Origin of the sequence: Flavobacterium sp. Sd200 (assembly GCF_009826935.1) — a bacterium.
Classification (GTDB): Bacteria; Bacteroidota; Bacteroidia; order Flavobacteriales; family Flavobacteriaceae; genus Flavobacterium.
On record NZ_WUMN01000004.1, the window covers coordinates 160,627 to 186,986 of the forward strand.

At 40.3% G+C, this 26,360-nt stretch carries 23 protein-coding genes; 12 read left to right on the forward strand and 11 right to left on the reverse strand.

Translation table 11 applies throughout. The features are described 5' to 3' along the window. Nucleotides 1-56: 56 nt before the first annotated feature. Nucleotides 57-827 carry a DUF2490 domain-containing protein gene (locus GR160_RS12585; protein ID WP_160750229.1) on the reverse strand — a complete coding sequence of 257 codons (771 nt, stop codon included), beginning with the start codon at nt 825-827 and terminating at the stop codon, nt 57-59. Nucleotides 828-1,121: 294 nt separating this feature from the next. Here GR160_RS12585 and GR160_RS12590 point away from each other — a divergent pair, with 294 nt between their 5' ends. From GR160_RS12590 to GR160_RS12615, 6 genes are all read left to right on the forward strand, one after another. After that, nucleotides 1,122-3,677, forward strand: a complete 2,556-nt coding sequence (locus GR160_RS12590; protein WP_160750230.1) for an adenosylcobalamin-dependent ribonucleoside-diphosphate reductase — start codon at nt 1,122-1,124, stop codon at nt 3,675-3,677. A gap of 82 nt (nt 3,678-3,759) precedes the next feature. Further along, nucleotides 3,760-4,809 (forward strand): mechanosensitive ion channel family protein, encoded by a 1,050-nt coding sequence (locus GR160_RS12595; protein ID WP_160750231.1) that lies wholly within the window; start codon nt 3,760-3,762, stop codon nt 4,807-4,809. A 12-nt stretch (nt 4,810-4,821) separates the two neighbouring features. Beyond that, nucleotides 4,822-5,577, forward strand: coding sequence for an SDR family oxidoreductase (locus tag GR160_RS12600; protein WP_160750232.1), 756 nt, complete (start codon nt 4,822-4,824; stop codon nt 5,575-5,577). Between the two features lie 79 nt (nt 5,578-5,656). After that, nucleotides 5,657-6,367 (forward strand): porin family protein, encoded by a 711-nt coding sequence (locus GR160_RS12605; protein WP_160750233.1) that lies wholly within the window; start codon nt 5,657-5,659, stop codon nt 6,365-6,367. Further along, nucleotides 6,367-6,927, forward strand: coding sequence for a Crp/Fnr family transcriptional regulator (locus GR160_RS12610; RefSeq protein ID WP_160750234.1), 561 nt, complete (start codon nt 6,367-6,369; stop codon nt 6,925-6,927). Before GR160_RS12605 ends, GR160_RS12610 begins: the two co-directional genes overlap by 1 nt. 272 nt (nt 6,928-7,199) lie before the next feature. Continuing rightward, complete coding sequence (locus tag GR160_RS12615; RefSeq protein ID WP_160750235.1) at nt 7,200-7,964, forward strand: type 1 glutamine amidotransferase domain-containing protein; 765 nt, start codon at nt 7,200-7,202, stop codon at nt 7,962-7,964. A 297-nt stretch (nt 7,965-8,261) separates the two neighbouring features. On the opposite strand, the gene GR160_RS12620 is transcribed toward GR160_RS12615, so the two are convergent. From GR160_RS12620 to asnS, 6 genes are all read right to left on the reverse strand, one after another. Continuing rightward, nucleotides 8,262-8,879 (reverse strand): hypothetical protein, encoded by a 618-nt coding sequence (locus tag GR160_RS12620; RefSeq protein ID WP_160750236.1) that lies wholly within the window; start codon nt 8,877-8,879, stop codon nt 8,262-8,264. Then, a complete protein-coding gene (gene rpoN, locus GR160_RS12625) occupies nt 8,879-10,354 on the reverse strand; it encodes an RNA polymerase factor sigma-54 (RefSeq protein WP_160750237.1) in 1,476 nt (491 codons plus the stop codon). The genes GR160_RS12620 and rpoN overlap by 1 nt, the downstream gene beginning before the upstream one ends. Before the next feature lie 119 nt (nt 10,355-10,473). Then, nucleotides 10,474-11,007 (reverse strand): hypothetical protein, encoded by a 534-nt coding sequence (locus GR160_RS12630; protein ID WP_160750238.1) that lies wholly within the window; start codon nt 11,005-11,007, stop codon nt 10,474-10,476. A gap of 182 nt (nt 11,008-11,189) precedes the next feature. Beyond that, nucleotides 11,190-11,624: a carboxymuconolactone decarboxylase family protein gene (locus GR160_RS12635; protein WP_160750239.1), complete on the reverse strand. Its 435-nt coding sequence runs from the start codon at nt 11,622-11,624 to the stop codon at nt 11,190-11,192. 450 nt (nt 11,625-12,074) lie between these two features. Next, nucleotides 12,075-12,641, reverse strand: a complete 567-nt coding sequence (locus GR160_RS12640) for a Crp/Fnr family transcriptional regulator (RefSeq protein ID WP_160750240.1) — start codon at nt 12,639-12,641, stop codon at nt 12,075-12,077. 272 nt (nt 12,642-12,913) lie between these two features. After that, nucleotides 12,914-14,347 (reverse strand): asparagine--tRNA ligase, encoded by a 1,434-nt coding sequence (gene asnS / locus GR160_RS12645; protein WP_160750241.1) that lies wholly within the window; start codon nt 14,345-14,347, stop codon nt 12,914-12,916. A gap of 222 nt (nt 14,348-14,569) precedes the next feature. Between asnS and GR160_RS12650 the strand changes: the two genes are divergently transcribed. From GR160_RS12650 to GR160_RS12665, 4 genes are all read left to right on the forward strand, one after another. Further along, nucleotides 14,570-14,929, forward strand: a complete 360-nt coding sequence (locus tag GR160_RS12650) for a VOC family protein (protein WP_160750242.1) — start codon at nt 14,570-14,572, stop codon at nt 14,927-14,929. Between the two features lie 94 nt (nt 14,930-15,023). Beyond that, on the forward strand, nt 15,024-15,485 hold the full coding sequence (locus tag GR160_RS12655; RefSeq protein WP_160750243.1) for a MarR family winged helix-turn-helix transcriptional regulator: 462 nt from the start codon (nt 15,024-15,026) through the stop codon (nt 15,483-15,485). Nucleotides 15,486-15,677: 192 nt separating this feature from the next. Beyond that, on the forward strand, nt 15,678-19,019 hold the full coding sequence (locus tag GR160_RS12660; protein ID WP_160750244.1) for a CotH kinase family protein: 3,342 nt from the start codon (nt 15,678-15,680) through the stop codon (nt 19,017-19,019). A gap of 100 nt (nt 19,020-19,119) precedes the next feature. After that, nucleotides 19,120-19,446: a multidrug efflux SMR transporter gene (locus tag GR160_RS12665; RefSeq protein ID WP_160750245.1), complete on the forward strand. Its 327-nt coding sequence runs from the start codon at nt 19,120-19,122 to the stop codon at nt 19,444-19,446. 105 nt (nt 19,447-19,551) lie between these two features. Here the strand turns inward: GR160_RS12665 and GR160_RS12670 are convergent, their stop codons facing one another. The 4 genes from GR160_RS12670 to GR160_RS12685 form a co-directional block, all read right to left on the reverse strand. Continuing rightward, nucleotides 19,552-22,035, reverse strand: a complete 2,484-nt coding sequence (locus GR160_RS12670) for a DUF5686 family protein (RefSeq protein ID WP_160750246.1) — start codon at nt 22,033-22,035, stop codon at nt 19,552-19,554. 309 nt (nt 22,036-22,344) lie between these two features. Further along, on the reverse strand, nt 22,345-22,905 hold the full coding sequence (frr, locus tag GR160_RS12675) for a ribosome recycling factor (protein WP_160750247.1): 561 nt from the start codon (nt 22,903-22,905) through the stop codon (nt 22,345-22,347). A 34-nt stretch (nt 22,906-22,939) separates the two neighbouring features. Continuing rightward, nucleotides 22,940-23,647: a UMP kinase gene (gene pyrH / locus GR160_RS12680; protein WP_160750248.1), complete on the reverse strand. Its 708-nt coding sequence runs from the start codon at nt 23,645-23,647 to the stop codon at nt 22,940-22,942. Nucleotides 23,648-23,722: 75 nt separating this feature from the next. Next, nucleotides 23,723-24,502, reverse strand: a complete 780-nt coding sequence (locus GR160_RS12685) for a patatin-like phospholipase family protein (protein WP_160750249.1) — start codon at nt 24,500-24,502, stop codon at nt 23,723-23,725. 98 nt (nt 24,503-24,600) lie between these two features. Between GR160_RS12685 and GR160_RS12690 the strand changes: the two genes are divergently transcribed. Together GR160_RS12690 and GR160_RS12695 are read left to right on the forward strand one after the other, a co-directional pair. Then, on the forward strand, nt 24,601-25,203 hold the full coding sequence (locus GR160_RS12690; protein WP_160750250.1) for a thioredoxin family protein: 603 nt from the start codon (nt 24,601-24,603) through the stop codon (nt 25,201-25,203). Nucleotides 25,204-25,252: 49 nt separating this feature from the next. Beyond that, entirely contained in the window at nt 25,253-26,290 is a 1,038-nt protein-coding gene (locus tag GR160_RS12695; protein WP_237421223.1) for a tetratricopeptide repeat protein, read from the forward strand. Nucleotides 26,291-26,360: the final 70 nt, after the last annotated feature.

Sequence of the window (26,360 nt, forward strand, 5' to 3'; positions counted from 1 at the left end):
TTTGCGCAAACGTTTTACTAAAGATATGTCTTTTGCCCTATGAAACTGAACACGAACTAAAAAATATTTTCGACTATAATGTCTACAGCCAGATAGTTGCTGTCCTGAAGGTGGTGGCCGTGCCCTACAAGATCGTTCATGTAGCCTACATCAAAAACTACAGGTATATTGTGCGGGGCATAACTGTAGTATAAGCAAAACCGGCTTTCCTTGTATTCAAAACCGCTCCACCCATTGGTGTCGTCATTACTGTCAGAAAATAATGCTTCGGCACTGCCCAGCAGGCTGTTTTCATGATCGCTGTCTAAAGCTACTGTAGCCTGTGTTTTAAATCGCGAGCGCAGTTGTAGGTCGTCTTCCACTTCGCCAAAATCAGGGGTGAAAAATTTTCGTATTTCCTGCCTGTAGGTGGTTTTAAGTTTTACTTCGCCAATGGCAGTTGTATAGTTTATTCTGCCATATCCCCTAAATTCCTGATGGATGGACGGTGTTTCCAAATCGTAGGGATTTTCATTTTCATATTGGTTCTGCCTGCGGTAACTCAAGGCATAACTGTATTGCCAATGCGGGTTTATCTTGTGGTAAATTTCTTCGTTAAGCACAACTATCGACTGCTTTTTAAAAGGGTTGGCATCACCCTCAGGGTCGCTAATCCGTCCCAGTCCAATATAGGTTAACGATGTGTTTTTTGTGTCGAGTTTTTGTCTTACACCCACCGCGCTCCAAAAAGCGTTTTTTGTACTGCCAAGCCCGGGCGGGCTAATTTGTGCTGATGCATAAAAATTAGAAAACAATAAAGTGAGTATGTAAAATAGTAAGTGCTTCATGATTATTAATTTAATACAGCAAATATTAGGCGCGATATTGGAACAAATTGGGAATTATATGTTTTTTAACATGCCGATATTTAATTTTATATAGCAATAAAATTTATAACTATTGTTGTTTGTGTTTTAAAAATTGTAAACTTTTTTGTGTTGATAAAATTTTATTAATCTGTTTTTCAGTATATTGAATTAATAAATTTGTAAACTTTTGTAAATTTATTTTTATTGGTGTTTAATTAAAGTGTAATTTTACAATACCAGATCACGCAATTCCACTAATCAATTATTTCGCTTATGGATACTAAGATAACCGTAAAAAATGCTGCGACCTATACTCAGGAGGAAGCCGTAAATGCTTCATTACAATATTTTAAAGGCGACAGCCTTGCTGCTACAGTGTGGGTAAATAAATATGCTCTTAAAGATTCTGAAGGCAATATTTATGAAAGCACCCCAAATGATATGCACCACCGCATAGCTGCCGAAATTGCCCGTATAGAGGCTAAATATCCTAATGCTTACACCCACCAGCAGGTTTTCGACCTGATAAAAGATTTTAAGTACCTTGTGCCACAGGGCAGCCCCATGACGGGCATAGGCAACCCCTATCAAATAGCATCGCTGTCTAACTGCTTTGTTATTGGTAACGATAATTCTGACTCTTATGGCGGTATTATGAAAACCGATCAGGAACAGGTGCAGCTCATGAAACGCAGGGGAGGCGTTGGACACGACCTGAGCCATATTCGCCCTAAAGGGTCTCCGGTAAAAAACTCTGCTTTAACCTCTACAGGGCTCGTGCCGTTTATGGAACGCTATTCTAATTCTACACGAGAGGTAGCGCAGGATGGCCGACGTGGCGCACTCATGCTGTCTGTATCGATAAACCATCCCGATGCTGTCGATTTTATAGATGCCAAACTGGAACAGGGCAAAGTAACAGGTGCCAATGTATCGGTGCGTATAGATAACAATTTTATGAAGGCCGTACAGGCAGATGCGCCGTATATACAGAAATATCCAATTTTTAGCGATAATCCTTTATATACTAAAGAGATCAGTGCTAAAGATCTTTGGGACAAAATTATCCATAACGCATGGAAATCGGCAGAGCCGGGCATTTTATTTTGGGATACCATTATAAACGAGTCGCTGCCGGACTGCTATGCCGATCTTGGCTACAAAACGCTGTCTACCAATCCGTGTGGCGAAATTCCGCTTTGTGCTTATGACAGTTGCCGTTTGCTGGCAATCAACCTCTTATCTTATGTGGAAAAACCATTTACGGCAGCGGCCTCATTCAATTTTACTTTGTTTAAAGAGCATGTTGCTGCAGCACAAAGAATAATGGATGATATTATTGATCTTGAACTTGAAAAGATAGATGCAATACTGTCTAAAATAGATGCCGATCCGGAAAGCGATGAAGTAAAATTGGTTGAGAAAAACCTGTGGCTTAACATCCGCGAGAAAGCACGCGAAGGCCGTCGTACCGGTATTGGTATTACTGCCGAAGGCGATATGCTTGCCGCCCTTGGCCTGCGCTATGGTAGTGATGAGGCGGTAGATTTTTCTGAAAACCTGCATAAAATACTTGCAGTTGAGGTTTACAGAGGGTCGGTTAACCTTGCAAAAGAGCGCGGTGCCTTTGGTATTTATGACAGTGAAAGGGAAAAAAACAATCCGTTCGTACTTCGCCTTAAAGAGGCCGACAGCCAGTTGTATTATGAAATGCAGGAATATGGCCGCCGTAATATTGCTTTGCTAACCATTGCCCCAACAGGCACTACCAGCCTTATGACGCAAACCACATCGGGTATAGAGCCTGTGTTCCTTCCGGTATATAAGCGCAGGAGAAAAGTAAACCCTAACGACAAAGATGTTCGTGTTGACTTTATAGATGAGGTGGGCGACAGTTGGGAAGAGTATGTGGTGTTTCATCATCGTTTTAAAGAATGGATGGACGTGAATGGCATAGATACTACTAAAAACTACACTCAGGATGAACTTGACGCGTTGGTGCAGCAATCACCCTACTATAAAGCAACCAGTAATGATGTAGATTGGCTTAGCAAAGTGCGCATGCAGGGCAGGATACAAAAATGGGTAGACCACTCCATATCTGTAACCGTAAACGTGCCTAACGAAACGCCACAGGAAGTTGTTGCACAGCTATACATGCAGGCATGGGAAGCCGGCTGTAAAGGTGTAACGGTTTACAGGGATGGCTCACGCTCCGGTGTGCTTATTGCCGCTACAGAAAAGAAAGAAGAAAAAACTGCCGATGTACTACCGTCTATATTTCCTGTAAAAAGGCCTTATGTGTTGGAGGCTGATGTAGTGCGTTTTCAAAATAGTAAAGATAAATGGATAGCCTTTATTGGTCTGATAGATGGTCGTCCTTATGAGATATTTACAGGTCTTGCCGATGATGAAGATGGTATTGCCCTGCCGCGTTGGGTTACCGAAGGTCTTATCCTTAAAAATAAAAATGATGATGGCAGCACCCGCTACGATTTTCAGTATAAAAATACTCGTGGTTACAAGACTACTATTGAGGGGCTTTCGCATAAATTTAACCCGGAATACTGGAACTATGCCAAGCTTATATCGGGCACGCTTCGCCATGGCATGAGCATAGAAAAGGCTGTCGATCTTATTAACAGTTTACAATTAGACAGTGAGAGCATTAATACCTGGAAAAACGGGGTTGCCCGTGCACTTAAACGCTATATTGTAGATGGTACTGAGGCTCATGGCCAAAAATGCAGTAACTGTAATTCGGTTAACCTTATTTATCAGGAAGGCTGCCTTACCTGTAAAGACTGCGGTTCTTCTAAATGCGGTTAATTAGCTCTTAAATGTTAATCATATCTATAATCCGTTCCCTTTAAGGAACGGATTTTTTAATTTTAGGAGTTAATCAACTTCTATGCAGGAACAATTGCACAGCAACAGCCGTTTTTTACAGTTCTTGGTCTTTGGTTTTATAGGCCTGGTACTAACTTTTAGCCTAATATTTTTTGTGTTAAGGCGCATAGGAAAAGACCCTAACAACCTATTGCCAATAAATTTTGCCAATCGCATAAAATTGCCCTTGCTCCTGCTCATCATAGCTTTAGTGCTTCGAATAGGTTTGCTTAACGATGTTTTTGACGACAGGTTTGTAAACACCCTTGGACATGCAAGCACACTGCTGCTCATTTTTGCAGTTACCTGGAGCTGTATTGTAATAATGCGGTCCTTTAAGTCGGGCCTGATGCGCAAGTATGATATTACTGCTGCCGATAATCTTAACGCCCGGCGCGTGTACACCCAGTTTACTATTCTAGAACGGGTTGTTGTATTTATAATGGTAGTCTTTGCCATAGGAATTGCCCTTATGAGTTTTGACAGCATTCGCACCGTGGGTATAAGTTTTTTAACCTCGGCAGGTATAGCCGGTATCATCCTGGGGTTTTCTGCCCAAAAAATGCTGGGTACCCTCATTGCCGGAATACAGATAGCCATAACGCAGCCCATACGACTGGACGATGTAGTAATTGTAGAGAACGAATGGGGCTGGATAGAAGAAATTACCCTGACGTATGTTGTAGTGCGCATTTGGGATAAACGCCGCATGGTGCTTCCTACCACTTATTTTATAGAAAAACCATTCCAAAACTGGACGCGCACCACATCTGAAATTTTAGGCACTGTATTTATATACACCGATTTCCTGATGTCTGTAGATGCACTAAGGGCAGAACTTACGAGGCTGCTTAACACCACACCGTTATGGGATGGCAATGTAAATGTATTACAGGTTACCAATGCCAATGAGGGCGGTATGGAAATACGTGCGCTGATGAGCAGTAAAAACTCGCCTACGTCATGGGATCTTCGGGTGTTTATTCGCGAAAAGCTGATAACTTTTATCCAGCAAAATTATCCTGAATGCCTGCCGCGCACGCGTGTAGAGATGAAAGCGAAACCTAATTAAAATACAATTGCTATGGAAAATTTACACGAATACCTGCCTCAAAGTGTAGAGGGTAAGGCGGTTTTAATAACGGGCGGCACTACAGGCATAGGTCGTGCCATTGCAGTACTGCTGGCAAGGCTTGGGGCACGGGTTATGATATTTGGGCACAGGCAGGATCATTTGGATGATGCCCTTGCCGATATTAAGGCTACCGCTGCTACTGATGTGTATGGCTATGTTATAGATGTGGTTAAAGAGGAGGATATTGCCTGCATGTTTAGAGAAGTTGACGCAAAGTTAAAAACCCTGGATGTACTGATAAACAATGTAGCTATGGGCTATGGCAATGTTACTGAGGGAGAATATAAAGACTGGCAGCGTGTAGTCAATGTTAATCTTACCAGCTATTTGGCATTTTGTGCCGGGGCTATAGCACGCATGCAAGCCAACGGGAGTGGGCACATTATAAACATAGGTTCTATGAGTGCTAACAGGCGCGAAGAGACCGGATCGGTTTATGTAGCAACAAAGGCTGCCATACAGGCCTACAGCGAAGCATTGCGCAAAGAGGTAAATAAAAGAGGTATTAAGGTTACGCTCATAGAACCCGGCGCAGTAGATACCGATATGCAACAGCAACCCACCACACAAAAGCTTGAAAAAGTAGAGAGCCTTGAAATGCTCACGGCGCAAGATGTGGCTGTTGCAGTATTGTATTGCCTTAGCCAGCCCAAACGCTGCGATGTGGTAGAACTTAAGGTAAGGCCGCATTTACAGCTTATATAACAGGAATAATAAAGAGCAGAGATAAACGGTATTGCCAAACTTTTTGCATCTTTGTACTACTAATATCTTATATCCTGATATGCATTTTTTTAAGTACGCACTGCTGTTATTCTTTACGCTAAGCCTGCATGCGCAGGTAGAGCAGGATACCATTAAGATAGTTAAAGACAGTCTTGCGCCTATTGCCGACCCTAAGTATCGCGAAGACCAGTTTTATGCCACCATAACCTATAATCTTATGGAAGGGCAGCCACGTGGCTATGCCCAATATTCGTTCTCTACAGGTATCAGCGGCGGTTTTTTGCGCGATATGCCAGTAAACAAGCGGAGGAATCATTCCATTGCAGTTGGTTTGGGGTATTCTTATAATAACATAAAACATAATTTGGTGGTTGCCAAGACTGATGTTGGCAATTTTTACAGCATCCAGAGCAACAATACGTTCGACAGAAACAAGCTGGTGTTGCACTATGCCGAGCTGCCCATAGAGTTCCGTTGGAGGAACTCGGATTCTATTAGTCACCAGTTTTGGCGTATTTATCTTGGGTTTAAGGCCAGCTATCTTTTTTACAGTAAAGCACAGTTGAAAGACGGAGGCAACGATATAAAGGTAATTAACGATGCCAACCTTAATAAATTTGTGTTAGGGTCCTATATTTCGGCAGGATGGAATACCTGGAACCTGTATGCTTATTATGGCTTTACACCCATTTATAAGGATGCTGTGCTGGATGGCCAAAAACTTAACATGCACATGCTTAAGCTGGGACTAATTTTCTACATACTGTAATGTTACAGGTTTTAAGGCAACATATAGAGCAATTGATATCCCTAACCGATGATGAGTTCGAAGTTGTAGCAGCCCATTTTCAGGAAAAGAGAATTAAAAAGCACCGTTTTTTGGTTCAGGAAGGCGAGGCGGTTTCGTGCGAGTTTTTTGTAGTACAGGGTCTTGTAAAAACCTTTCACAGCGATGCTAACGGAAAAGAACACATTGTAGCCTTTGCAAAAGAAGAGTGGTGGGTAAGCGATTATCAGGCATATCATACACAATCTGCTGCTACACTAAATGTTGACTGTCTTGAAGATACTGATGTGTTGTGCCTTTCTTATACCGACAGGGAGCATCTCCTGAGCAAGGTTAAAAAGATGGAGAGCTTTTTTCTTAAAAAATCAAACTATGGCTATATTGCCCTGCAACGCCGCATTTTAGGATTGCTTAGCAGCAGTGCCAAAGAACGCTATGAACAGTTTTTGCAGCAATATCCGGGCTTGGTAAGCCGCATCCCTAAAACAGTAATTGCTGCCTATCTTGGGGTGTCGAGAGAAACACTGAGCCGTTTGTCATGATTTTAATGGTAAAGTTAGTCATTGTATCAAATATCATTGCTGGGAGTTCCATTTCGACGGTAGGAGAAATCTCTTTAAATCAGTGTCTTGGAGATTTCTCCACTTCGCTGCGCTTCGGTCGAAATGGAACGCCTGAAGTAACTGTATCTATCCGTTTTAATTTTACTTCAAATTTAATGTGACATACATCACACTAAATACGTGACCTGTATCCTTTATTTTTTTAGTGGTTGTGCCGAACTTTGTATCTGTAATTTTAAAATTATATTGATATGAAAAATGTAATAAAATCGGTTTTTGTACTGGTTGCTGTAATGGTTAGTACTGTTGCCGGTGCACAGGCCAAAACTAAAAAACAGGATATGAAAAAGAAAATATTATTTGTGGTTACCAGCCACGACAAAAAAGGAACTACAGGCGAGCCTACAGGTTTTTATCTTGGCGAAGTTTCGCACCCGTGGGAAGTATTGCATAAAGCAGGTTATGAGATAGATTTTGTATCGCCTAAAGGCGGCAAAGCACCCGTAGATGGTTTTGACCTGACCGATGCCGTCAACAAAGAGTTTTGGGAAAACAAAGAATACCGTAACAAAATAGAGCATACGCTAACGCCGGGGCAGGTAAAGGTTAAAGATTATGCCGCTATTTATTATGCAGGAGGCCATGGTGCCATGTGGGATCTTGCCGACAATACCGAACTGGCTAAAATTGCGGCTGCGATTTATGAAAAAGGCGGAGTGGTTGGAGCCGTGTGCCATGGCCCGGCCGGATTGGTAAACATTAAGCTTAGCAATGGTAAATATTTGGTAGAGGGCAAAAAAGTGAGCGGCTTTACCAATGAAGAAGAAACAGCCGTAAAGCTGGAAAAAGTGGTTCCGTTCCTGCTGGAAGACAAACTTAAAAGCCGTGGCGGTATTTATGAAAAATCTGGCATGTGGCAAAACCACAGCGTGGCAGATCAAAGGCTGGTTACGGGCCAAAACCCGCAATCGGCTAAAAGTGTTGGCGAGGGTATTTTAAAAGAGCTAGGTAAGTAAGTTTTGAGTTATACCAAATATGGTTATATTTTAGGCTGATATTTAATTTCTCGCAAAGGCGCAGAGTCGCAAAGCTGATAAGTTTATTTTAGGTTCTTAAGCGGCTGTTAAGCCGCTAAGCTTAGCGGCTTAACAGCCGATCGGAATTAGAGAATATAACCACTGAACTTTGCGCCTCTGCGCATTTGCGAGACAATTTAATCAGACTGTTTTATATCAATAAATGGTATTGCTAATTCACGGATTGGCAATAATCTATTAGTGATGATTCATGAAATTAGTGGTGTTTTATAATCTTTATACCGACGGTAGCAGCCATACATACCACAATCCTACCTGCGGCAATATTCCAACTAGTGTGCCAAGTGCCAGTTCGCCCATAGTGTGTGCTTTTGCCTGAAGGCGCGATGATGCTACCAAACCACAGCACATTATGAGCAATGCGATGAGATTTATAAAACGCACGTGGTAGTATACAGAAATGCCAATTGTAAACAGTGTGAACGATGATATAGCCATCATGTGCAGGCTCGACTTAAACCCTGCTAAAACCAATGCCAGTGCTGCAACTGTACTGATGAGTACTCCTAAAAAGTAGTAATACAGTTCGGGTACAACAAATACAGAAAAGCTGTGCTCTATAAGTATGAGCAGCAAAACACTGTAAAACGCCAGGGGCAGTCGCCGTTCTTTTTTATCGAGCAGTACCTTGCTGCGAATTTTTCCTAACGACCTGAGCAGGTAGTATAGAGATATGGGCAACAGTATTGTTAATATAAATACCTGTAAAAAAACAAGATATATTTCGTGTTTGTAAAAATAGCTGTGGGCTACCAAAAAGTAGAACAGCGTGGCGTAGACCGGCACAAACAGCGGATGGAAAATGTAGGTAAAAGCACTTATGAATTTTCGCATTATATCTTTTTCCTCATGCGGGCTACAGGAATATCCAGCTGCTCACGATATTTTGCAATGGTGCGGCGTGCAATAGGGTAGCCTTTTTCTTTAAGTATATCGGCAAGCTTGTCGTCGGGCAGGGGTTTGCGCTTGTCTTCTTCGCCAATAACGGTTTGCAGTATCTTTTTAATTTCTATGGTCGATACATCTTCGCCCTGGTCGTTTTTCATGGCTTCGCTAAAAAACTCTTTTATTAGCTTGGTGCCATAAGGGGTTTCTACATATTTACTGTTTGCTACTCGAGAAACGGTAGAAATATCCAGTCCCACCATATCGGCAATATCTTTTAATATCATGGGTTTCAGGCGTGCTTCATCGCCATCTAAAAAATACTCTTCCTGATAGTGCATAATGGCGTTCATAGTAACATAAAGCGTTTCCTGGCGCTGGCGTATGGCATCTATAAACCACTTGGCAGAGTCCAGCTTTTGTTTTATGAACTGTACGGCATCTTTTTGCTGGCTGCTTTTATCGCGACTGTCTTTATAGCTTTGCAGCATTTCCTGATAGTCTTTGCTAACGTGCAATTCGGGTGCATTACGGCCGTTAAGGCTAAGTTCCAGTTCCCCGTCTATAATTTTTATAGAGAAGTCAGGCACCACATGTTCCACGTTTTTAGAATTGCTATCATAGGCGCCGCCCGGTTTAGGGTTAAGGCGTTCAATTTCGTCTATGGCTGCACGAAGCTGGTCGTTTGTAATGTCATATTTTTGCATCAGCTTGTCATAATGCTTTTTGGTAAAGGCATCAAACTGATTTTCAAGTATGTCTATAGCCAGGTCGGTACTTTGGGTCGGTGTTTTATATTTAAGCTGCAGCAACAGGCATTCCTGCAAATCGCGCGCACCCACACCGGCAGGTTCCAACTGGTGAATAATGTGCAGTATGTGCTCAACGGTTTTTTCGTCGGTATAAACGCCTTGGGTAAAAGCAAGGTCGTCTACAATATCGGGAATGCTGCGGCGAATGTATCCCATATCGTCTATGCTGCCTACCAAAAATTCGGCAATTTCCCTTTCGTCGTCGCTCAGTATAAACGTGTTTAGCTGGTCGGTAAGGTTTTGGTGAAAGCTAACCGATGCCGCAAAGGGCATACTGCGGTCTTCATCGTCGTCACTGTAATTGTTGGCCTGTAGTTTGTATCCCGGAATTTCGTCGTCGCTCAGGTATTCGTCTATGTTAATTTCGTCGGCATCAATGTGCCCATCGTCATAATCATCATAGTCGTCATAGCTGTCTTCGCTTGTGGTAGTGTCATATTCATCATGCTCATACTCATCTTCCTTACCGCTTTCCAATGCAGGATTTTCTACCATCTCCTCTTTAAGGCGCTGTTCAAAAGCCTGGGTGGGCAGCTGAATCAACTTCATGAGCTGAATTTGCTGCGGCGATAGTTTTTGCGATAATTTTAATTGTAAATTTTGCTTGAGCATAATGTAGTCCGGTAATTTTTGTACAGTATAAAGGTACAAAAATCAGTTTTTGCCTACACCGCTTTTTTGCAAAAAATTAATACGGTTTTAAAAGGGGTATAATTTTTGATGATTGCGGCCTATTTAAGTCTTTCGGCTTTAAATTCATCCGCAATGATATAAGACTGGCCTCCATTTAACCTATTGGGGCAAACATCTTCGTTACCAAAAATTAGCATTTTAGCATCTGGGGTGTATTCATAGCCTTTATTATAATTTCTGATTTTAAAGGAAAGTTCCTGAGTTTTGAATACATCGCTTAACTTTTCTTCGAACGAATTTGGAATTGTTATTCTTTTGGGGATTTTAAACATATTTGGACTGTAAGAGCCTACCATATCTTTAATTGAAATCCAGTTTCCTAATTGTTGTTCAAGCTTTATTAAATCAAATGTCAATTGATTGAGGTTGTTTGGAATTCCCTGTATTTCGCATTCCAACTCTTCATCGTGATATTTATGTAACAATGTATGTTTTTCTAATAGCTGTAGTTTTGTGTATGGTAACAATATCTTATCTGAAAATCCATTGATTTTTTCGGTATTATATGCTGTAATTTTCCACTCTTCGTCTACTACAGGCTCATCATAACTATTGTGGTTTATAGCTATCATGATTTCACAGGTTTTGCTTAAAGCGTTGAAGTTGTAAGAAATTAAGGTTAGGTCACAATCGTTATAAAATTCGGAGGTATTTGTCCTTTCTATTAATTCGTTTAACATACTTATCGCTTTCTTCCAAAAATACGCAAAAACCTCCCCATTCAGGAGGTTTGCATATTTAAACTCTTAGATAATTACTTCGGCATCATGCCTGTAGTAATGGCAATGCGGTTCCAACCGTTTATAGTAATGATAAGCATAATTACTTCACTAACGTATTTTTCACCCAGCAGTGCCACGGCGTTGCTAAAGGTTTCGTCTTTTACGTGGTTCGCTATCAGGGTTACTTCTTCGGTTAGGGCTAAGAGTGCCTGCTCTTCGGGGGTAAAGAAAGGGGTGTCCCTCCAAGCACTAACGGTATAAATGCGCTGTTCTGTTTCTCCGTTTTTGCGGGCATCTTTAGTGTGCATATCCAAACAAAAAGCACAGCCGTTTATTTGCGAAGCGCGTATTTTTATAAGCTCGGCATGGGTTTTTGTAATGCTTGTTGTAGCAAGGTATTTTTCTAAAGATAACATTGCTTTGTAACCGTTGGGTTCTACTTCAAAAAGATTGATTCTGGTTTTCATGACTTGATGTTTTTAATTTGTCTGATACAAATTTCCGTCATGAATTTTCTAAAAAACTTAACCGCGATTAAGAAATGAAAAAGAGTCTAAAGTTTTAAAGTTGAAAGTTATGCCAATTATGAATATAATTTAGTCCGTAAGTGATTTACTTAAACAGATTACCATTTTACCACAATGGGCACGAAGTTTTCACAAAGCTCACAAGGCAGTTCGGGTAATTTTGCACACGACGGACAACAAGTTGTCTTACGAAGTCCACAAGGCGTTGTGACTGATGCTGTTGGCAGATATAGCTTTGTGAACTTAAAAGCGAAGCGTAATACCTTGTGCACTTCGTGAAAACTTCGTGCCCTTTGTGGTAAGAAGCGATCCTTTTTAAACATTGTTTGAAAAAGACTAATCTATATCAATAAATGGTATTATAAAAGTTAAGAACTCTAAAAATTAAGGTTACTTTTTCGCCCGTATTTTGCTTAAAAATTCCGGTGTGAAACCAAGGTAAGAGGCCAATAAATATTGCGGCACTCGTTGTACAAAATCAGGGTAGAGGTTGTTGAAATGTCTGTAGCGTTCTTCTTTGCTAAAGCTGAATATGTAATGGATACGCATGAGCGATGCCGCATACGACTTTTCGGATACCAACCTGAAGTAGCGTTCCAGTTGCGGGATTTTTTGCAGCAGTTCTTCCTGTACAGTGCGCTCTACCTCAATAAACTCCGTGTCTTCTACCGCCTGCATGCAAAATTGTGAGGGCTGTTTGCTGTTAAGGCTCATATAGTCGGTAAGCCACCAATTGTCTATACCAAACTGTATCATTTGCTCTACGCCTTTAGCATTTACTATATACATACGAAGGCACCCTTTAGTAACAAAATAATAGCTTTTGCATACATGGCCTGCTTTAAGCAAGAACTCTTTTTTATTTATTTTTTGTATGGATAGGGAACAGGTGAGCAAGGCCTTATCGGCATCATTTAGTGTAACGTGCTTTTGTATATGGGCTATGAGTTGTTCCATACGGTAAATTTAGGAATTTAAAGGTATGGTAAATCGCTATGAATAGTCTATAACCACAATATTTAAAGTGTTTTTACACATAGACTCGCAAAGAAGGCACAAAGATGCACAAAGCTTTGTAAATTGTTAATAGATATAAAAAGCGAAAGCACATAGTTATACGGAAATTGTACAACTATGTGCTCTCTTATGTAAAGGATATTACCCTATTTTCTTTGTGTAACTCTGTACCTTCTTTGCGAGTGTCTTTGTATGACTATTAAGTGAGTATATTAAAACTCTGCGCTTTGCGGTGTTCTTGGGAAAGGAATCACGTCGCGGATGTTTGTCATACCGGTAACGAACAGTACCAAACGCTCAAAACCAAGTCCGAAACCGGCATGTGTAGCCGATCCAAAACGGCGGGTATCAAGATACCACCACAGTTCTTTTTCGTCTATGCCAAGTTCGGCAATTTTTTCAAGCAGTACGTCAAGACGCTCTTCACGCTCAGAACCACCCACGATCTCACCAATACCAGGGAAAAGAATGTCCATGGCGCGAACGGTTTTTTTGTCGTCGTTAAGCCTCATGTAAAATGCTTTAATTTTTGCAGGATAGTCAAACAAAATTACAGGGCATTTAAAGTGCTTTTCTACAAGGTAGCGCTCGTGTTCACTTTGCAGGTCAGCACCCCATTCTTCAATAATATAGTTGAACTTTTTGTTTTTGTTGGGCTTACTGTTTTTAAGGATGTCTATAGCCTCAGTATAGCTAACACGCTTAAAGTTGTTCTCTAATACAAAGTTAAGTTTTTCAAGAAGCCCAAGTTCGCTGCGCTCGGCAGTAGGTTTGGTTTTCTCTTCGTCGGCAAGACGCTGGTTTAAAAAAGCAAGGTCGTCCGGGCATTTATCCAGTGCATATTTAATAACATACTGTATAAAATCTTCGGCAAGGTCCATGTTGTCGTCCAGGTTGTTAAAGGCAACCTCAGGCTCTACCATCCAAAACTCGGCAAGGTGGCGGCTGGTATTGCTATTCTCTGCCCTGAATGTTGGTCCAAAAGTATATATCTGTCCAAGAGCCATCGCAAAAGTCTCGCCTTCAAGCTGTCCACTCACAGTAAGGTTGGTTTCCTTGCCAAAAAAGTCCTGTTTGTAATCTATTTTACCTTCTTCGTTTAAAGGAGGGTTACCAATTGGCAACGACGTTACCTGGAACATTTCGCCTGCACCCTCGGCATCGCTACCGGTAATAATAGGGGTGTTTACATAAACAAAACCTTTTTCCTGAAAGTACTGGTGTATGGCAAATGACAATACTGAGCGCACCCTCATTATGGCACCAAACACGTTAGTGCGCACACGCAGGTGGGCATTTTCACGTAAAAACTCCAGTGAGTGTTTTTTAGGCTGCATCGGGAATTTTTCCGGGTCGCTGTCGCCCAATATTTCAAGTTGTTTTACCTGAATCTCAAATTTCTGGCCTGCACCCTGGCTTTCGGCAAGATTGCCTTTTACCATAACGGCGGCACCTGTTGTAAGGCGTTTAAGGGTTTCGGCAGGGGTGTTCTCAAAATCAACCACCGCCTGTATATTATGTATTACAGACCCGTCGTTTATGGCCAGGAACTGATTATTTCTAAACGTTCTTACCCATCCTTTTACAATTACATCATCAATCGGCTTCGTGCTGTTAAGCAGGTCTTTAATTTTAGTGTGCTTCATTTTTAAAGAATTATATCTCTTTGTTTTGTACTTGTTTGCTTTTAATAATTGCAAATGCCTGCAAATGTAGTAAAAAGCATTAAATAGCTATATTATTTTGTTTGCAAGATTCAGCTAACAGTTACTAATGGTTTATTTATGCTACCACCGATAAAAATAAAATCATTTGTTTTTTGTTGTCGCGAATATTATATTTGCGACAACAATTTAATTTTATTCAGCATGAGACAATTAACATTTGCATCGCTACAGGTAAAAGATTTGCAGGCATCAAAAGATTTTTATGAAAATAAGTTGGGGTTTGAAGTAGGGAACGCTAACCCGCAGGCATGTGTTTTTAAATACAATCAGGGAGAAGCAAGTTTTGCTATCCGTACGCCGCTTGAACCTCTTGAAGATAGGGAGTTAGGTGTTGGCGTGGCTATTTGGTTTGCCATTAATGAAAAAGCAGAAGAGCTAAAAGAAAAGTTTATTGCTAACGGGGTTACTACCGCCGGACCTATTATAGAAACACCTTTTGGCCGGGCTTTTCATGTAAAGGATATTGATGGCTATAAACTTACTTTTTTAGAGACAGCCTAAATCAGTTCATTTTATACTAAAGCCAATTATCGTTAGATGTTGGCTTTTTAATAATATTGCGTGTATACTTACAACAGTTTAATTTAGTGCCGTTATGTCTAAAGAAATAGATTTTCATTTTCAAAGCCCGAACGATAGTCCGGGTTATTTGCTTGGGCAGGTAACCATGCTTTGGGAGCGTAAGCAAAAAAAAGTGTTAGACCCTTTAAACCTTACACAAACCCAGTTTGTATTGTTAGCAGCTTTGGGATGGCTTTCAAAAAAAAGCAATGCAGTAACCCAAACAGATATAGCCAGGCAAAGCAATGCCGACAGGATGATGGTATCTAAAGTATTGCGTACTTTACAGGATAAAGGATTTATAACACGCAAAGAACATGAAACAGATACCCGGGCCAAAACCATTAGCCTGACGGAAAATGGAGGGATCGTTTTGCAAAAAGCTATTGTTGAAATAGAAAATGCCGATCTTGACTTTTTTTCGTCATTAAATGATCAAATTTCTACTTTCAATAAGAATATGGTACGACTTATTGAAAAAAACAAGAGCATATAGATGTGAGTATATCAATCATTTTGAGTCTCATAAATGCGATTTTTTAAAATTAAACATACTAATTATAACAGATGCATAAAAAATAGTGATACCGCTTTAAAGACTGCTAAAAATGAAGTTTTATAAGTATTTGTTTATTAAATAATAGTTAATTTGCCATGCACCACATTAACCATTTTTTAAAACAACGCTATGAAAAAAAACTACATTTTTTTAATCTTATTGATGCTGATCACTGCGCCCTTTTATGCTCAGTCATTGGTGATTAATGAGATAATCACTTCAAATTCTGCTGTAAATACAGATGATGACGGCAGCTATGAAGACTGGGTAGAGCTGTATAACGGCAGTTCCCAGAGCATTAATTTACAGGGATACGGATTGTCTGATAATACCAATCCGTTTAAATGGGTTTTTCCTGCAAAGACCATTCAACCGGGCGAATTTTTGCTGGTTTGGTGTTCTGAAAAAAACCGCACTAACCCTGATTTGCCATTGCACGCCAACTTTAAAATAAGCGCCAGCGGAGAAACCATAACGCTAACTGCTGCCAATGGCACTACGGCCGATACGTATGCCCCAATCATAATTCCGCAAAACTACAGCTATGGCAGGCAGCCCGATGGTTCCAGCACGTTTAGAATATTCATCGAGCCTACGCCGGGTGCAGCCAATACAACAACAGGCTACGAAGAAATTTTAGAGGCACCTGTTTTCTCTGTTCCTTCAGGCTTTTACCAGGACGAATTTACTTTAGAGATAACAGGCAGTGCAGGAGCTACAATATTGTATACGATTGATGGTTCTGAACCTGATGAAAATAACCTGTTGGGTACTACTTATCACTATAAAAACCAATATCCCGAAAATCCGGGTGATGCTTTCGGACCGCTGTTGGAGCAAAGTTATATTACTCACGCCTATACAGGAAGGATCAATATAACGGACAGAAACGGCGTTGCTAATAAAATATCGGCAATCTCCTCTACTTTTCACTCAGCACCCTATTATATTCCCGGTTATGAAATACCTAAGAGTACGGTTGTAAGGGCAAAAGTTATTAAAGAAGGTGCTATGCCAAGCCCTGTAATAACAAAAAATTACTTTGTATCTCCTGAAGGTGCCAGCAGGTTTTCTTTTCCTGTTCTTGCCGTTAACATAGGGGAAGATAAACTTTTTGATTATTCGGACGGAATTTATGTAGCCGGACAGGATTTTGATGAATGGCGTAATAACAATCCTGATGAAACAGATATAGGTTTGAGCCTTGCAAATTATCTTAGAAGAGGAGATGCTGCTGAAGTAAAAGCAAATTTCAGCTATTTTAATAACGGTGAAGAAGTTATTAGCCAGGAAGTAGGCTTGCGTATACATGGAGGATTTACACGATCGTTACCTAATAAATCATTAAGAGTTTATGGTAATAAATTTGGTAATCAAAATTTAGCTTTTCCTTTTTTTGGCGATACAAACAGTAATGGTTTTGAAACACTGATATTAAGGAATTCCGGTAATGATACAGAGGTAACTTATTTTCTTGATGCCTTTATACACAAAAGTGTAGAGCATTTAAATTTTGACACTCAGGACTATAAACCTGTTATAGGATTCGTTAACGGAGAATATTGGGGAATAATCAATCTTAGAGAGCGCTATGATAAGCACTATTTTAAGAGAGTTTACAATATTAACGATGATGAGTTAGACCATTTGGAAATTGGAGGCATGATCGAGGCCAAAGAGGGTACAACAGATCATTATGACAATATGATTAGTTTTGTGACGAACAATTCACTGGCAGATCAGGCAAACTATGATTATATTAAAACCCAGCTTGACCCCGAAAATTTTGCCGATTATTTTATTACAGAAATTTTTGTAGACAATACCGACTGGCCAAGTAATAACGTAGAACTTTACAGGAAAAGAACAGCCGCCTATGTGCCTAATGCAGCTACGGGAAATGACGGCCGATGGAGATGGGCACTGAAAGATACCGATGTTGGTTTTGGACTGGCTACATCTTACACGCACAATAATTTAGCCCATGCAACGGCTGTAGATGGGCCGGCATATCCTAATCCGGAGTGGTCTACCATTTTATTGAGGAAAATGCTGGAGAACGAAGAATTTAAAAACTATTTTATTAACAGGTTTGCCGATCTTTTAAATACCACTTTTCTTCCTTCAAGAATGCAGGCTATTTTTGATGGCTACAAGAATAATCTTGCTCCCGAAATGCCTGCCCACATAGATCGTTGGAGGGCTATGGGTTCTATGCAAACCTGGGATAATTATTCCGGGGCTATAAGGGGTTTTGCTGATAACCGTCCGCCGGTGCAGCGCGATCATATAAGAGAGAAATTCGATATTCAGCAAAATATTAATGCAAGTCTAAATATTGAAGACGACTCCCAGGGGTATATTTCTATAAATACTATAAATATTAATGGTAATACCCCCGGGGTAGATGCCCATCCTTATCCGTGGACAGGTATATATTTTAGCAATATCCCTGTAACGCTAAAGGCCGTTGCACAACCGGGCTATGTTTTTAGTCACTGGACAGGCGATATTAACAGCACAGATGTTCAGGTTACTTACACGCCTGCCGCCGATTTTAATATTACAGCACATTTCGTTCCTACCGATGTTACAAATGTATCGGAGCCTATTTACTTTTGGATGTTTGACGGTAACGTTGCTAACGATACCCCACTTGTAAACCTCGATGCAACTTTCTCTGCTTTGGGTAGGGCTATCATGCAGTACCAATCGTGTTTAACAGGATATCCGTTTACAAGTGCCAATGCCAACTGGCGCAAAGCTTCTATGGAGCGCAGGAACAGCCCTACCGAGATTAACTACATTCCGGAGGCTAATGATGATCTTGCTTTTGCCAACAGCGATATGAAAGGATTGCAGATAAAGCAGCCTTTTCAGCGCGATGGATTGCAAAACACCATGATATTTAATATACCTTCTACAGGTTACAGGGATATTAAATTTGCATTTGCCCTTAAAGATGAAGGTGCTGCAAGTGCAGTAGTTGCTGAATATTCGGTAAGCACCTCTAATCCTGTTTGGCAAAATGTAGGATTGGTAAATCCATCAATGTCTTTAACTTCAGATTATCAGTTGTTTGAAGTAGATCTAAGCAGCATTGCAGAGGCTAATAACAACACCAACCTTAAGGTAAGGCTTAGGTTTACAGGGAATGACATGATAGTAGACAATGGCGATCGTGTTACTTTTAACAACATTAGTGTTCATGGGGTTTCGCTTACTACAAACATAGACAGGCATGAACAGTTACTTGTAAAAATGTATCCTAACCCTGTAAGTGATGTGCTGAACATTGCACATGCCTATAATGTTGTAAACTATGAGCTGTATGCCATAGATGGCAAACTGATTAGTAGCGGCATTTTAAAGAACCAGCAGTTAGATATGGCACAGCTTCAGGCAGGTGTTTATTTACTGAAAATATCAAATAATGGCCAATCGGTTACTAAAAAGATCGTTAAGCAATAGTTGTACATAGGTTATTAATAATAGTTTTCTTAAAGATAGCATGTTTGTAAACTAAGGTTTACAGATGTGCTATCTTTGCTTTTACAGAAAAATATTTAAAATGAACTGGATACTACTTGTTATTGCAGGCTTGTTTGAAGTAGGTTTTGCATCGTGCCTGGGCAAAGCAAAAGAAACCACAGGAATGGCATCTAACTACTGGATGGGAGGCTTTTTTGTATGCCTAACCATTAGCATGGTATTGTTGTATAAGGCAACACAAACCCTGCCTATTGGTACGGCCTATGCGGTGTGGACAGGGGTAGGGGCAGTGGGTACTGTTTTAGTAGGTATTTTTGTTTTTAAAGAACCCTCAGATTTTTGGAGGCTGTTTTTTCTTGCCACCCTTATAGCTTCTATAATAGGGTTAAAGTTTGTATCGCATTAAAATTAACTATTGGATTACTTAAGAAAACGAACACGAATTTCATAAATTGGCATATCCGAAAATTTGTGAAATTCGTGTCTTTTTTCTAATATATATTACGCCTTCTTAAAACAATTTAAGTACATAGGATAGCTTTACTGAAATATTCCTGTCAAACTGTGGAAGATGATAAGGGCCATAGCGATAAAAAGCTGTTAGGCCAAGCCCTTTGAATATTTCGTTAAATTCGAAACCGCTCTCATAATATCCTTTTTCCAATGTATTGTATTGCAATCCGGTGTGGTCGTCAAGGTTGTCCATGGCACCCCAGGCAAAACGGCTAACCAAAACAGGGGAAAGCTTTATGCTCCTGAAAATGGTAAAACGTTTAAAGCCATGTTTGGCCTGCACCATGAGGTAGCGGCTGCTAAAAAACTCATTAAAATACATCGTTTCAAAACTGTTTTTGCCTGCAAAGGTAATACGGGCAATAACACCGTTCTTATCGAGGTTGTTGGGCGAGGTGCTATATAAATGCGTTAATGGAACATTGCCCATGGCAAGCCCTGTTTGAAAAAGGAATGCCGTTTTTTGACCGTTAAGATATTTTTGCTCATATTCGGTCCTGAAGTCTACTTTTGCAAAGTTAAAGTCGCTGCCCAAAACGCCTGCTACCGATTGTGTGTACTGAAAAGCAAACTTAGGGAAACGCTTTTCTATTTCTATGCGCCCGTTTGGAGTTTGCATAAAATTACTGAAAGGATTCCACTGTATGGCTACCGATGCCGTTGTAATATCAAAAACATTATACAAATGTCCGCTATGGTTATAAGTATAATCAAACTTGGGTTCTATACGGCTGCGGGTTAGTTGCCACATGCTTTCGGTTTTAGGAAACAGTTTGGTCTCTATATAGCCCTGCCAGCTTTGATGGTTGTAAAAAGTAGATACGTTAATGGGGCGGGGGTCATATATTTTAAAAACCCTTTTATCTGTAGCGAAAGAGGTGCTTCCTATCTCCTTCACATCATCAGTATACGATCCGCCTATCCACGAATTTGAAAATTTGCCTACCCTTACAGCAGCACCAAGGCTGTATTTAAACTGTCCGTCTTTAGTGCCGTAGGCTCCATAGGCACTTATCCTGAAAATTTCCGAAAGCCTGTCGTTGGTAATGCCCCCAATACCCAGCCTGAATCCTTCATAATTGTTGTATTTAACTATACTGCGCAGGTCTAAGTCTATAGGGCCAACAGGTACATAGCCGTTTAATACGCGTCTTCCCAGTTGTATTATTTTTTCCCAGTTGTCTTTGGCTACAAGGCTGTCAAGGGTCGCATAGGTTTTTATGCTTCTCACATCGAGTGAATCCCGCCTGAAACGGTTCCAGTATTCTTCGGGGCGGTTGATGGCATTTTCTTTAATTTCTATAGCTACAGATGTTCGCTGTATGCTAACCGGAATGTTATATTCTTTATCAAAATTGTTCGATTCAGAATATACATATACATAGTCTGTAGGTTCTTTTTCGCGCTGTACTTCAGGGTTTTCTGCGGTATCAAATTTTATAATTTCGCCTAAAATCTTAATGTCGGCTTTATTGGTCCCTTTTACAATGTTTAGTGTTTTTCGGTCAGGAAACCACAGGTTAAGGCTGTCTTGATATGTAAAATAATGTGTAGAGGTAATGTTCATTACATTCTTTACTTTAAAAACTGCCTGTGCCACACCATAGTTTGCTGTGTCTATATAAAGCACACCACTGAGTTTATTCTTTTTGTTGCGCCTTGGACTAAAATAAATAACATAGGCCTGCCTGTTCTCCAGGCTAACAGTATCGAGAATTTTGTAGTTATATCTTTGCAGGGCATCATCGGCCAAAGGGCCGGCATATCTGGTTTCAAAAAGTTCAACCTTATCGGTATAAACCGAATACGACTGAAGTTTTAAGCCTATAAATTCATACAGCGGCTGTTTAAATCCTGCCATGCGTGTGGCAAGTACCTCTTCTTTAAGTCCCTGTTCTTTATTATATTTAAATTCAGATACCTTCTCGGTTTGATACAGGTGCTGTTTAGAAAGTATTTTTTTGAATTTAAAAGCAGTCGAGTCGAGTTTCATGAAACGTCTTCCCACTTTTTCGTAAGCAAAAACTGAGTCAAGCTTTCCGCTCAAAGAATCGGGGTTTGCAGTAACCACAAGTCGGTCATAAGTTTTATACTTAAAGCTTTCCAATCTGGTTTGTGGGTCGTTGCCTTGTTTGCGTTTTATGGTCTTGCTTATAATATCGTGGGCTGGGTTGCTGGCATTAATAACCATTTCTTTTAAAACCTCAGGTTTAGGCACCAGTGCCACGCGATAAAATTTAACGCCGGGCTGTACATTTATTTTTTGAGGCTTGTAGCCTGTATAGCCCACCATGAAAAAGGCAGTCTGTTGTTGCAGTACCAGTTTTCCGTCGCCATCGGCAATGAAGTTTTTATTGTTGACCGCAATGGTTGCAAAAGGAAGCGAGCTGTTGTCTCCGGCATCTTTTACGGTAATGGTAATGGCATTTTGTGCCACAGTACCAAGCGTAAAAAGTAATAACAAAAACGGGAGGATTTTCATGTTTCTTCTTCTGAAGAGAATTTTAGAGCGTTAATGATGACGGGGTGCTGTGCGTATTAATAACGGCAATTATATAAATTGTTGTGTTGTTGGTATATAATATTTGTAATTGTACATAAGAGTAATAACTTATGTAAATGTTGATATTACGCTTGTTGTAAAATTTATATTTACATGGGTTTAATGTTTCTAAAAAGCCTGCTATTCGTTGCAGCTATATCCATAGTATTTGATATTTAGATGTAAAGATAACGAGTTTTTGTTAAAATTATGATGCAAAAAAAATCCGCCAATCGGCGGATTTTAAATTTATACTTTCATGATCTCTGCTTCTTTAGCAACAAGCAGTTCGTCTACTTTTTTAATGTAAGCATTTGTAAGATCCTGTACTTCTTCTTCCGCTCCTTTGCAAACATCTTCGCTAAGTCCGTCTTTTTCAAGTTTCTTAATGTCGGTGTTGGCTTCCTTACGTGCGTTACGGATACCAATTTTAGCATCTTCAGCTTCACTTTTAGCCTGCTTTACAAGGTCTCTCCTGCGTTCTTCTGTAAGGGCAGGAACGCTGATGATTATATTATCGCCATTATTCATGGGGTTAAAACCAAGATTGGCTATCATAATAGCTTTCTCTATTGGGTGCAACATGTTTTTTTCCCACGGTGTAACCGATATAGTACGTGCATCGGGGGTGTTGATGTTAGCTACCTGAGACAGCGGTGTTGCACTTCCATAATAGTCTACCTTTACACCACCCAGCATTGCAGGGCTTGCTTTGCCTGCACGGATGTTTAAAAATTCTTTTTCAAGGTGGCTCAAAGAGCCTTCCATCAATTCTTTAGTACTATCTAAAATAAAATCTATCTCTTCCATAGGTTTCTCTAATCTTTATTTTATAGTTTAAAAATTAAACGTTTACGGTTGTGCCAACCAGTTCGCCATGGCACACTTTTACAAGGTTGCCCGGTTTGTTCATGTCAAACACTATAATAGGCAGCTCGTTTTCCTGGCTAAGTGTAAAGGCTGTAGTGTCCATTACATTAAGGCCTTTAGCAAGCACATCGGCAAAAGTTAATGTGTCATATTTTGTAGCAGACGGGTCTTTTTCAGGATCGGCAGTATAAATACCGTCTACTCGTGTTCCTTTTAAAATAACGTCGGCCTCAATTTCAACACCTCTAAGTACTGCGGCAGTATCTGTAGTAAAATATGGGTTACCGGTACCTGCACCAAAAATTACGATACGGCCTTTTTCAAGATGGCGAACCGCTTTTCTTTTAATATAAGGTTCGGCAATAGCTTTGATCTCTAATGCAGTCTGCAGGCGTGTTTGCATACCGACATCTTCCAGGGCGCCCTGTAGTGCCATACCATTTATAACAGTAGCAAGCATACCCATGTAATCTCCCTGAACCCTGTCCATGCCATTACTGGCTCCGGATACTCCCCTAAAGATGTTACCGCCACCTATAACTATGGCAATTTGCACACCTTGGTCATGTATTTGCTTAATTTCGTGCGCATACTCGGCAAGCCTTGCAGGGTCTATGCCATATTGTCTTTCGCCCATAAGAGCTTCACCACTTAGTTTCAGCAGGATTCGGTTGTATTTCATCAGGGTTTGTTTTTAGTTGTGCAAATATAGCAATAAAAGTTTTCGTGTAAATAGAATTTTGCAGCCCGCTATTCCTTAAACAATAACCTCTCCATACGACTTTTTGGCAGCCTCGTAGCCAATGTTAAAGATCTCATCCATTTTTTGCTTGTTGGTTTCAAAGGTGCTGTACAACGCCAGCTCTTCAGGACTTATAACCCAGTCGCACAGTGTAAATTTTTGCATATTGCTGTTGGCCGAAAGTAAATCGTAGGCACGGGTGGTAATAGACTTTATCGATTTTAGGTCGGCAGCTTCAATTTTTTGAATGGGGCTTACATAAATGCCAATAAGCTTATCGCATCGTCCCTGTAAAATATCGGTAGGGAAGTGGTTTATAATACCGCCATCGCTGTAGAGTTTGCCGTCTATTTCATAGGGCGATATAATACCCGGAAAGGCCGATGATGCGAGTACGGCATCGGCTATTTTGGTTTCCGACCCAAAAATACGCAGCTTGCCCGAAACAAGATCGGTAGCGGTGAGGTGCATTTTATAGGGCAGGTCGCCCAGTGTAGAGGTGCCAAAAATGTCGTTAAAATAGTCTTTAAAAGCACTTGAGTCTATAAAACCCGGCTTACGGAAAGTAAAGTGTTTCCAGTGAAAAAAGTAAATGGATTTAAAAAAATCCAGTATTTCTTCGGGCTGTTTGCCCCATGCATAAAGCGAAGATACAATGGCTCCGCTGCTTGTGCCTGCAATGTGCGACGGGCGAAGGCCTATTTCGTCAAAAAACTTTAAAACCCCGGCATGTGCTATGCCTTTTGTGCCACCACCCGAAAGGATGATGCCAATTGTACTGCCTTCAAATTTCATTTGTAAAAAATTTCCTGACTAAATTACTGCTTTTTTATAAATGGCCTTTTTTTTGAAGTATTAAAAAGCGTATAAATTTTTATGTTTTAGTACACATTATGGAAACTACACAAACCATTATAGAAAGCGGTCTTAAAGACAGCTTTACTTATGCAGAATATAGAAACCATGTTTCGCAGCTACTCTTACAGGGGCTTAGCACAGGCAATACGCAAAGCGAAGATCTTACGCACTACACCACTCTTAATGAGGTGCGCATGAACCGTTTGGATAAGACCATTAAAATACCTGCCGAAATTCAGCAAAAGCTGGAAAGCCTTGATAAGGATCATGTTTTGTTGGTGTTGTCTGAAGGATGGTGTGGCGATGCAGCCCAGATACTTCCTGTTATTAATAAAATGGCTCAGGTAACCGATAAACTGGATCTGCAGATCGTGCTGCGGGATGACCATGCCGAGCTGATGGACCTGTACCTAACCAATGGTGCGCGTTCTATACCAAAACTGGTATTGCTCGATAAAGAAACATTACAGCCACAGGCAAGCTGGGGGCCAAGGCCGGAGGGCGGTGCAAACCTTATTAAGGAGTTTAAAGAAAAACACGGTGCTATTACCGCCGAAGCTAAAACCGAATTACAAAAATGGTATTTGCAGGATAAAGGACTTAGCACAATGCAGGAAATTATTGATAAAATAAAGTAAATTTGCTAACCACCAATCAATTGTGTTTAGCATGTGCAAAAATTTAATTTTGTTGTTTTTTGTTGCCTTTTCCTATGCCCAACAGCAACCGATTTCTCTTCCTCCGGGCGACTGGGTAGTTGTAAATACCGAACTCAAAGATGGCAGTAAAATTTTGGAGCCCACTATAGAAGACTCCGATTATAAAGAGTACAGGATTACTAAAAAGGAAATTTGTATTGTGTATGATGCTATACACCGTAATGCCAATGACAAGTCTTCGTGCGTGAGCTATAATGCTTTGCCAAATAATGTGATCCGCACATCGGCCCTGAAATTTTATACCATAGAGAAAGCTACTAAGGATACCCTAGTATTAACAGATAAGAATGGTAAGGTTTCTAATGATAAAATTAGACGTTTTACCATGATTAGGAGAGATGCCCTGGTGGAAAAAGAAAAACAAAAAAGTAATGGGCAAACAATTGTAACAGCCAGTAAATATTTTTCTCCTGCCTGCTCTATATGGCTGGAAGAAGAACTTTACAGAGCGTTAAAAAAGAACCTTAAAGAATTTGCTGTTATAGGGAAGATAGTTTTTCATCCGAAACTTAAAACAATGGAAACCGTTGTTACATCTTCTAAGTCGCACGATGCTGAGACCGCAGCTACTATAAAGAGGGTTTTGGATAAGAGTTATAAAAACTGGAATCTTGATCAGTTTGCGGCATATGATGCTGTAGAGTTGCCTTTTGTCTTAATGAGCAGAGACAACTATTTTTATCATAGTATACGGTTTTACTATTTTACAAATGATATAAGTGCGGTGCGTTTAAAACAGGGAGGTTCAATGTTTGACAAAGGGCTTGCTAAAGTAGCTTTTGACGAAGGGTTAAAGGCTATTTTGAATAAAGACTACAAAGAGGCTATTGAGCTTTTTGAGTATGCCTATCAACTGGACCCCATGAATATTGATGCGATCTATAATAAGGCCGCTATGCTGTATAAATCCGGCGATGTAGAAAATGCCTGCCTTACATGGAAAGAAATAGCTTCTATGGGGCAGGCCGAGGCAGAAACCATGTGTAAAACCTATTGCAATAAGTAATTCTGATTATTGGTTGTATTAATAGGGTTAGACAGAGCAATAGTACAATTTGTGTATTGTTTGGCTTGGC

Coding starts and splice junctions, on each gene's coding strand:
- GR160_RS12585 (WP_160750229.1), bottom strand. CDS start 827: ATGAAGCACTTACTATTTTACATACTCACTTTATTGTTTTCTAATTTT.
- GR160_RS12590 (WP_160750230.1), top strand. CDS start 1,122: ATGGATACTAAGATAACCGTAAAAAATGCTGCGACCTATACTCAGGAG.
- GR160_RS12595 (WP_160750231.1), top strand. CDS start 3,760: ATGCAGGAACAATTGCACAGCAACAGCCGTTTTTTACAGTTCTTGGTC.
- GR160_RS12600 (WP_160750232.1), top strand. CDS start 4,822: ATGGAAAATTTACACGAATACCTGCCTCAAAGTGTAGAGGGTAAGGCG.
- GR160_RS12605 (WP_160750233.1), top strand. CDS start 5,657: ATGCATTTTTTTAAGTACGCACTGCTGTTATTCTTTACGCTAAGCCTG.
- GR160_RS12610 (WP_160750234.1), top strand. CDS start 6,367: ATGTTACAGGTTTTAAGGCAACATATAGAGCAATTGATATCCCTAACC.
- GR160_RS12615 (WP_160750235.1), top strand. CDS start 7,200: ATGAAAAATGTAATAAAATCGGTTTTTGTACTGGTTGCTGTAATGGTT.
- GR160_RS12620 (WP_160750236.1), bottom strand. CDS start 8,879: ATGCGAAAATTCATAAGTGCTTTTACCTACATTTTCCATCCGCTGTTT.
- rpoN (WP_160750237.1), bottom strand. CDS start 10,354: ATGCTCAAGCAAAATTTACAATTAAAATTATCGCAAAAACTATCGCCG.
- GR160_RS12630 (WP_160750238.1), bottom strand. CDS start 11,007: ATGATAGCTATAAACCACAATAGTTATGATGAGCCTGTAGTAGACGAA.
- GR160_RS12635 (WP_160750239.1), bottom strand. CDS start 11,624: ATGAAAACCAGAATCAATCTTTTTGAAGTAGAACCCAACGGTTACAAA.
- GR160_RS12640 (WP_160750240.1), bottom strand. CDS start 12,641: ATGGAACAACTCATAGCCCATATACAAAAGCACGTTACACTAAATGAT.
- asnS (WP_160750241.1), bottom strand. CDS start 14,347: ATGAAGCACACTAAAATTAAAGACCTGCTTAACAGCACGAAGCCGATT.
- GR160_RS12650 (WP_160750242.1), top strand. CDS start 14,570: ATGAGACAATTAACATTTGCATCGCTACAGGTAAAAGATTTGCAGGCA.
- GR160_RS12655 (WP_160750243.1), top strand. CDS start 15,024: ATGTCTAAAGAAATAGATTTTCATTTTCAAAGCCCGAACGATAGTCCG.
- GR160_RS12660 (WP_160750244.1), top strand. CDS start 15,678: ATGAAAAAAAACTACATTTTTTTAATCTTATTGATGCTGATCACTGCG.
- GR160_RS12665 (WP_160750245.1), top strand. CDS start 19,120: ATGAACTGGATACTACTTGTTATTGCAGGCTTGTTTGAAGTAGGTTTT.
- GR160_RS12670 (WP_160750246.1), bottom strand. CDS start 22,035: ATGAAAATCCTCCCGTTTTTGTTATTACTTTTTACGCTTGGTACTGTG.
- frr (WP_160750247.1), bottom strand. CDS start 22,905: ATGGAAGAGATAGATTTTATTTTAGATAGTACTAAAGAATTGATGGAA.
- pyrH (WP_160750248.1), bottom strand. CDS start 23,647: ATGAAATACAACCGAATCCTGCTGAAACTAAGTGGTGAAGCTCTTATG.
- GR160_RS12685 (WP_160750249.1), bottom strand. CDS start 24,502: ATGAAATTTGAAGGCAGTACAATTGGCATCATCCTTTCGGGTGGTGGC.
- GR160_RS12690 (WP_160750250.1), top strand. CDS start 24,601: ATGGAAACTACACAAACCATTATAGAAAGCGGTCTTAAAGACAGCTTT.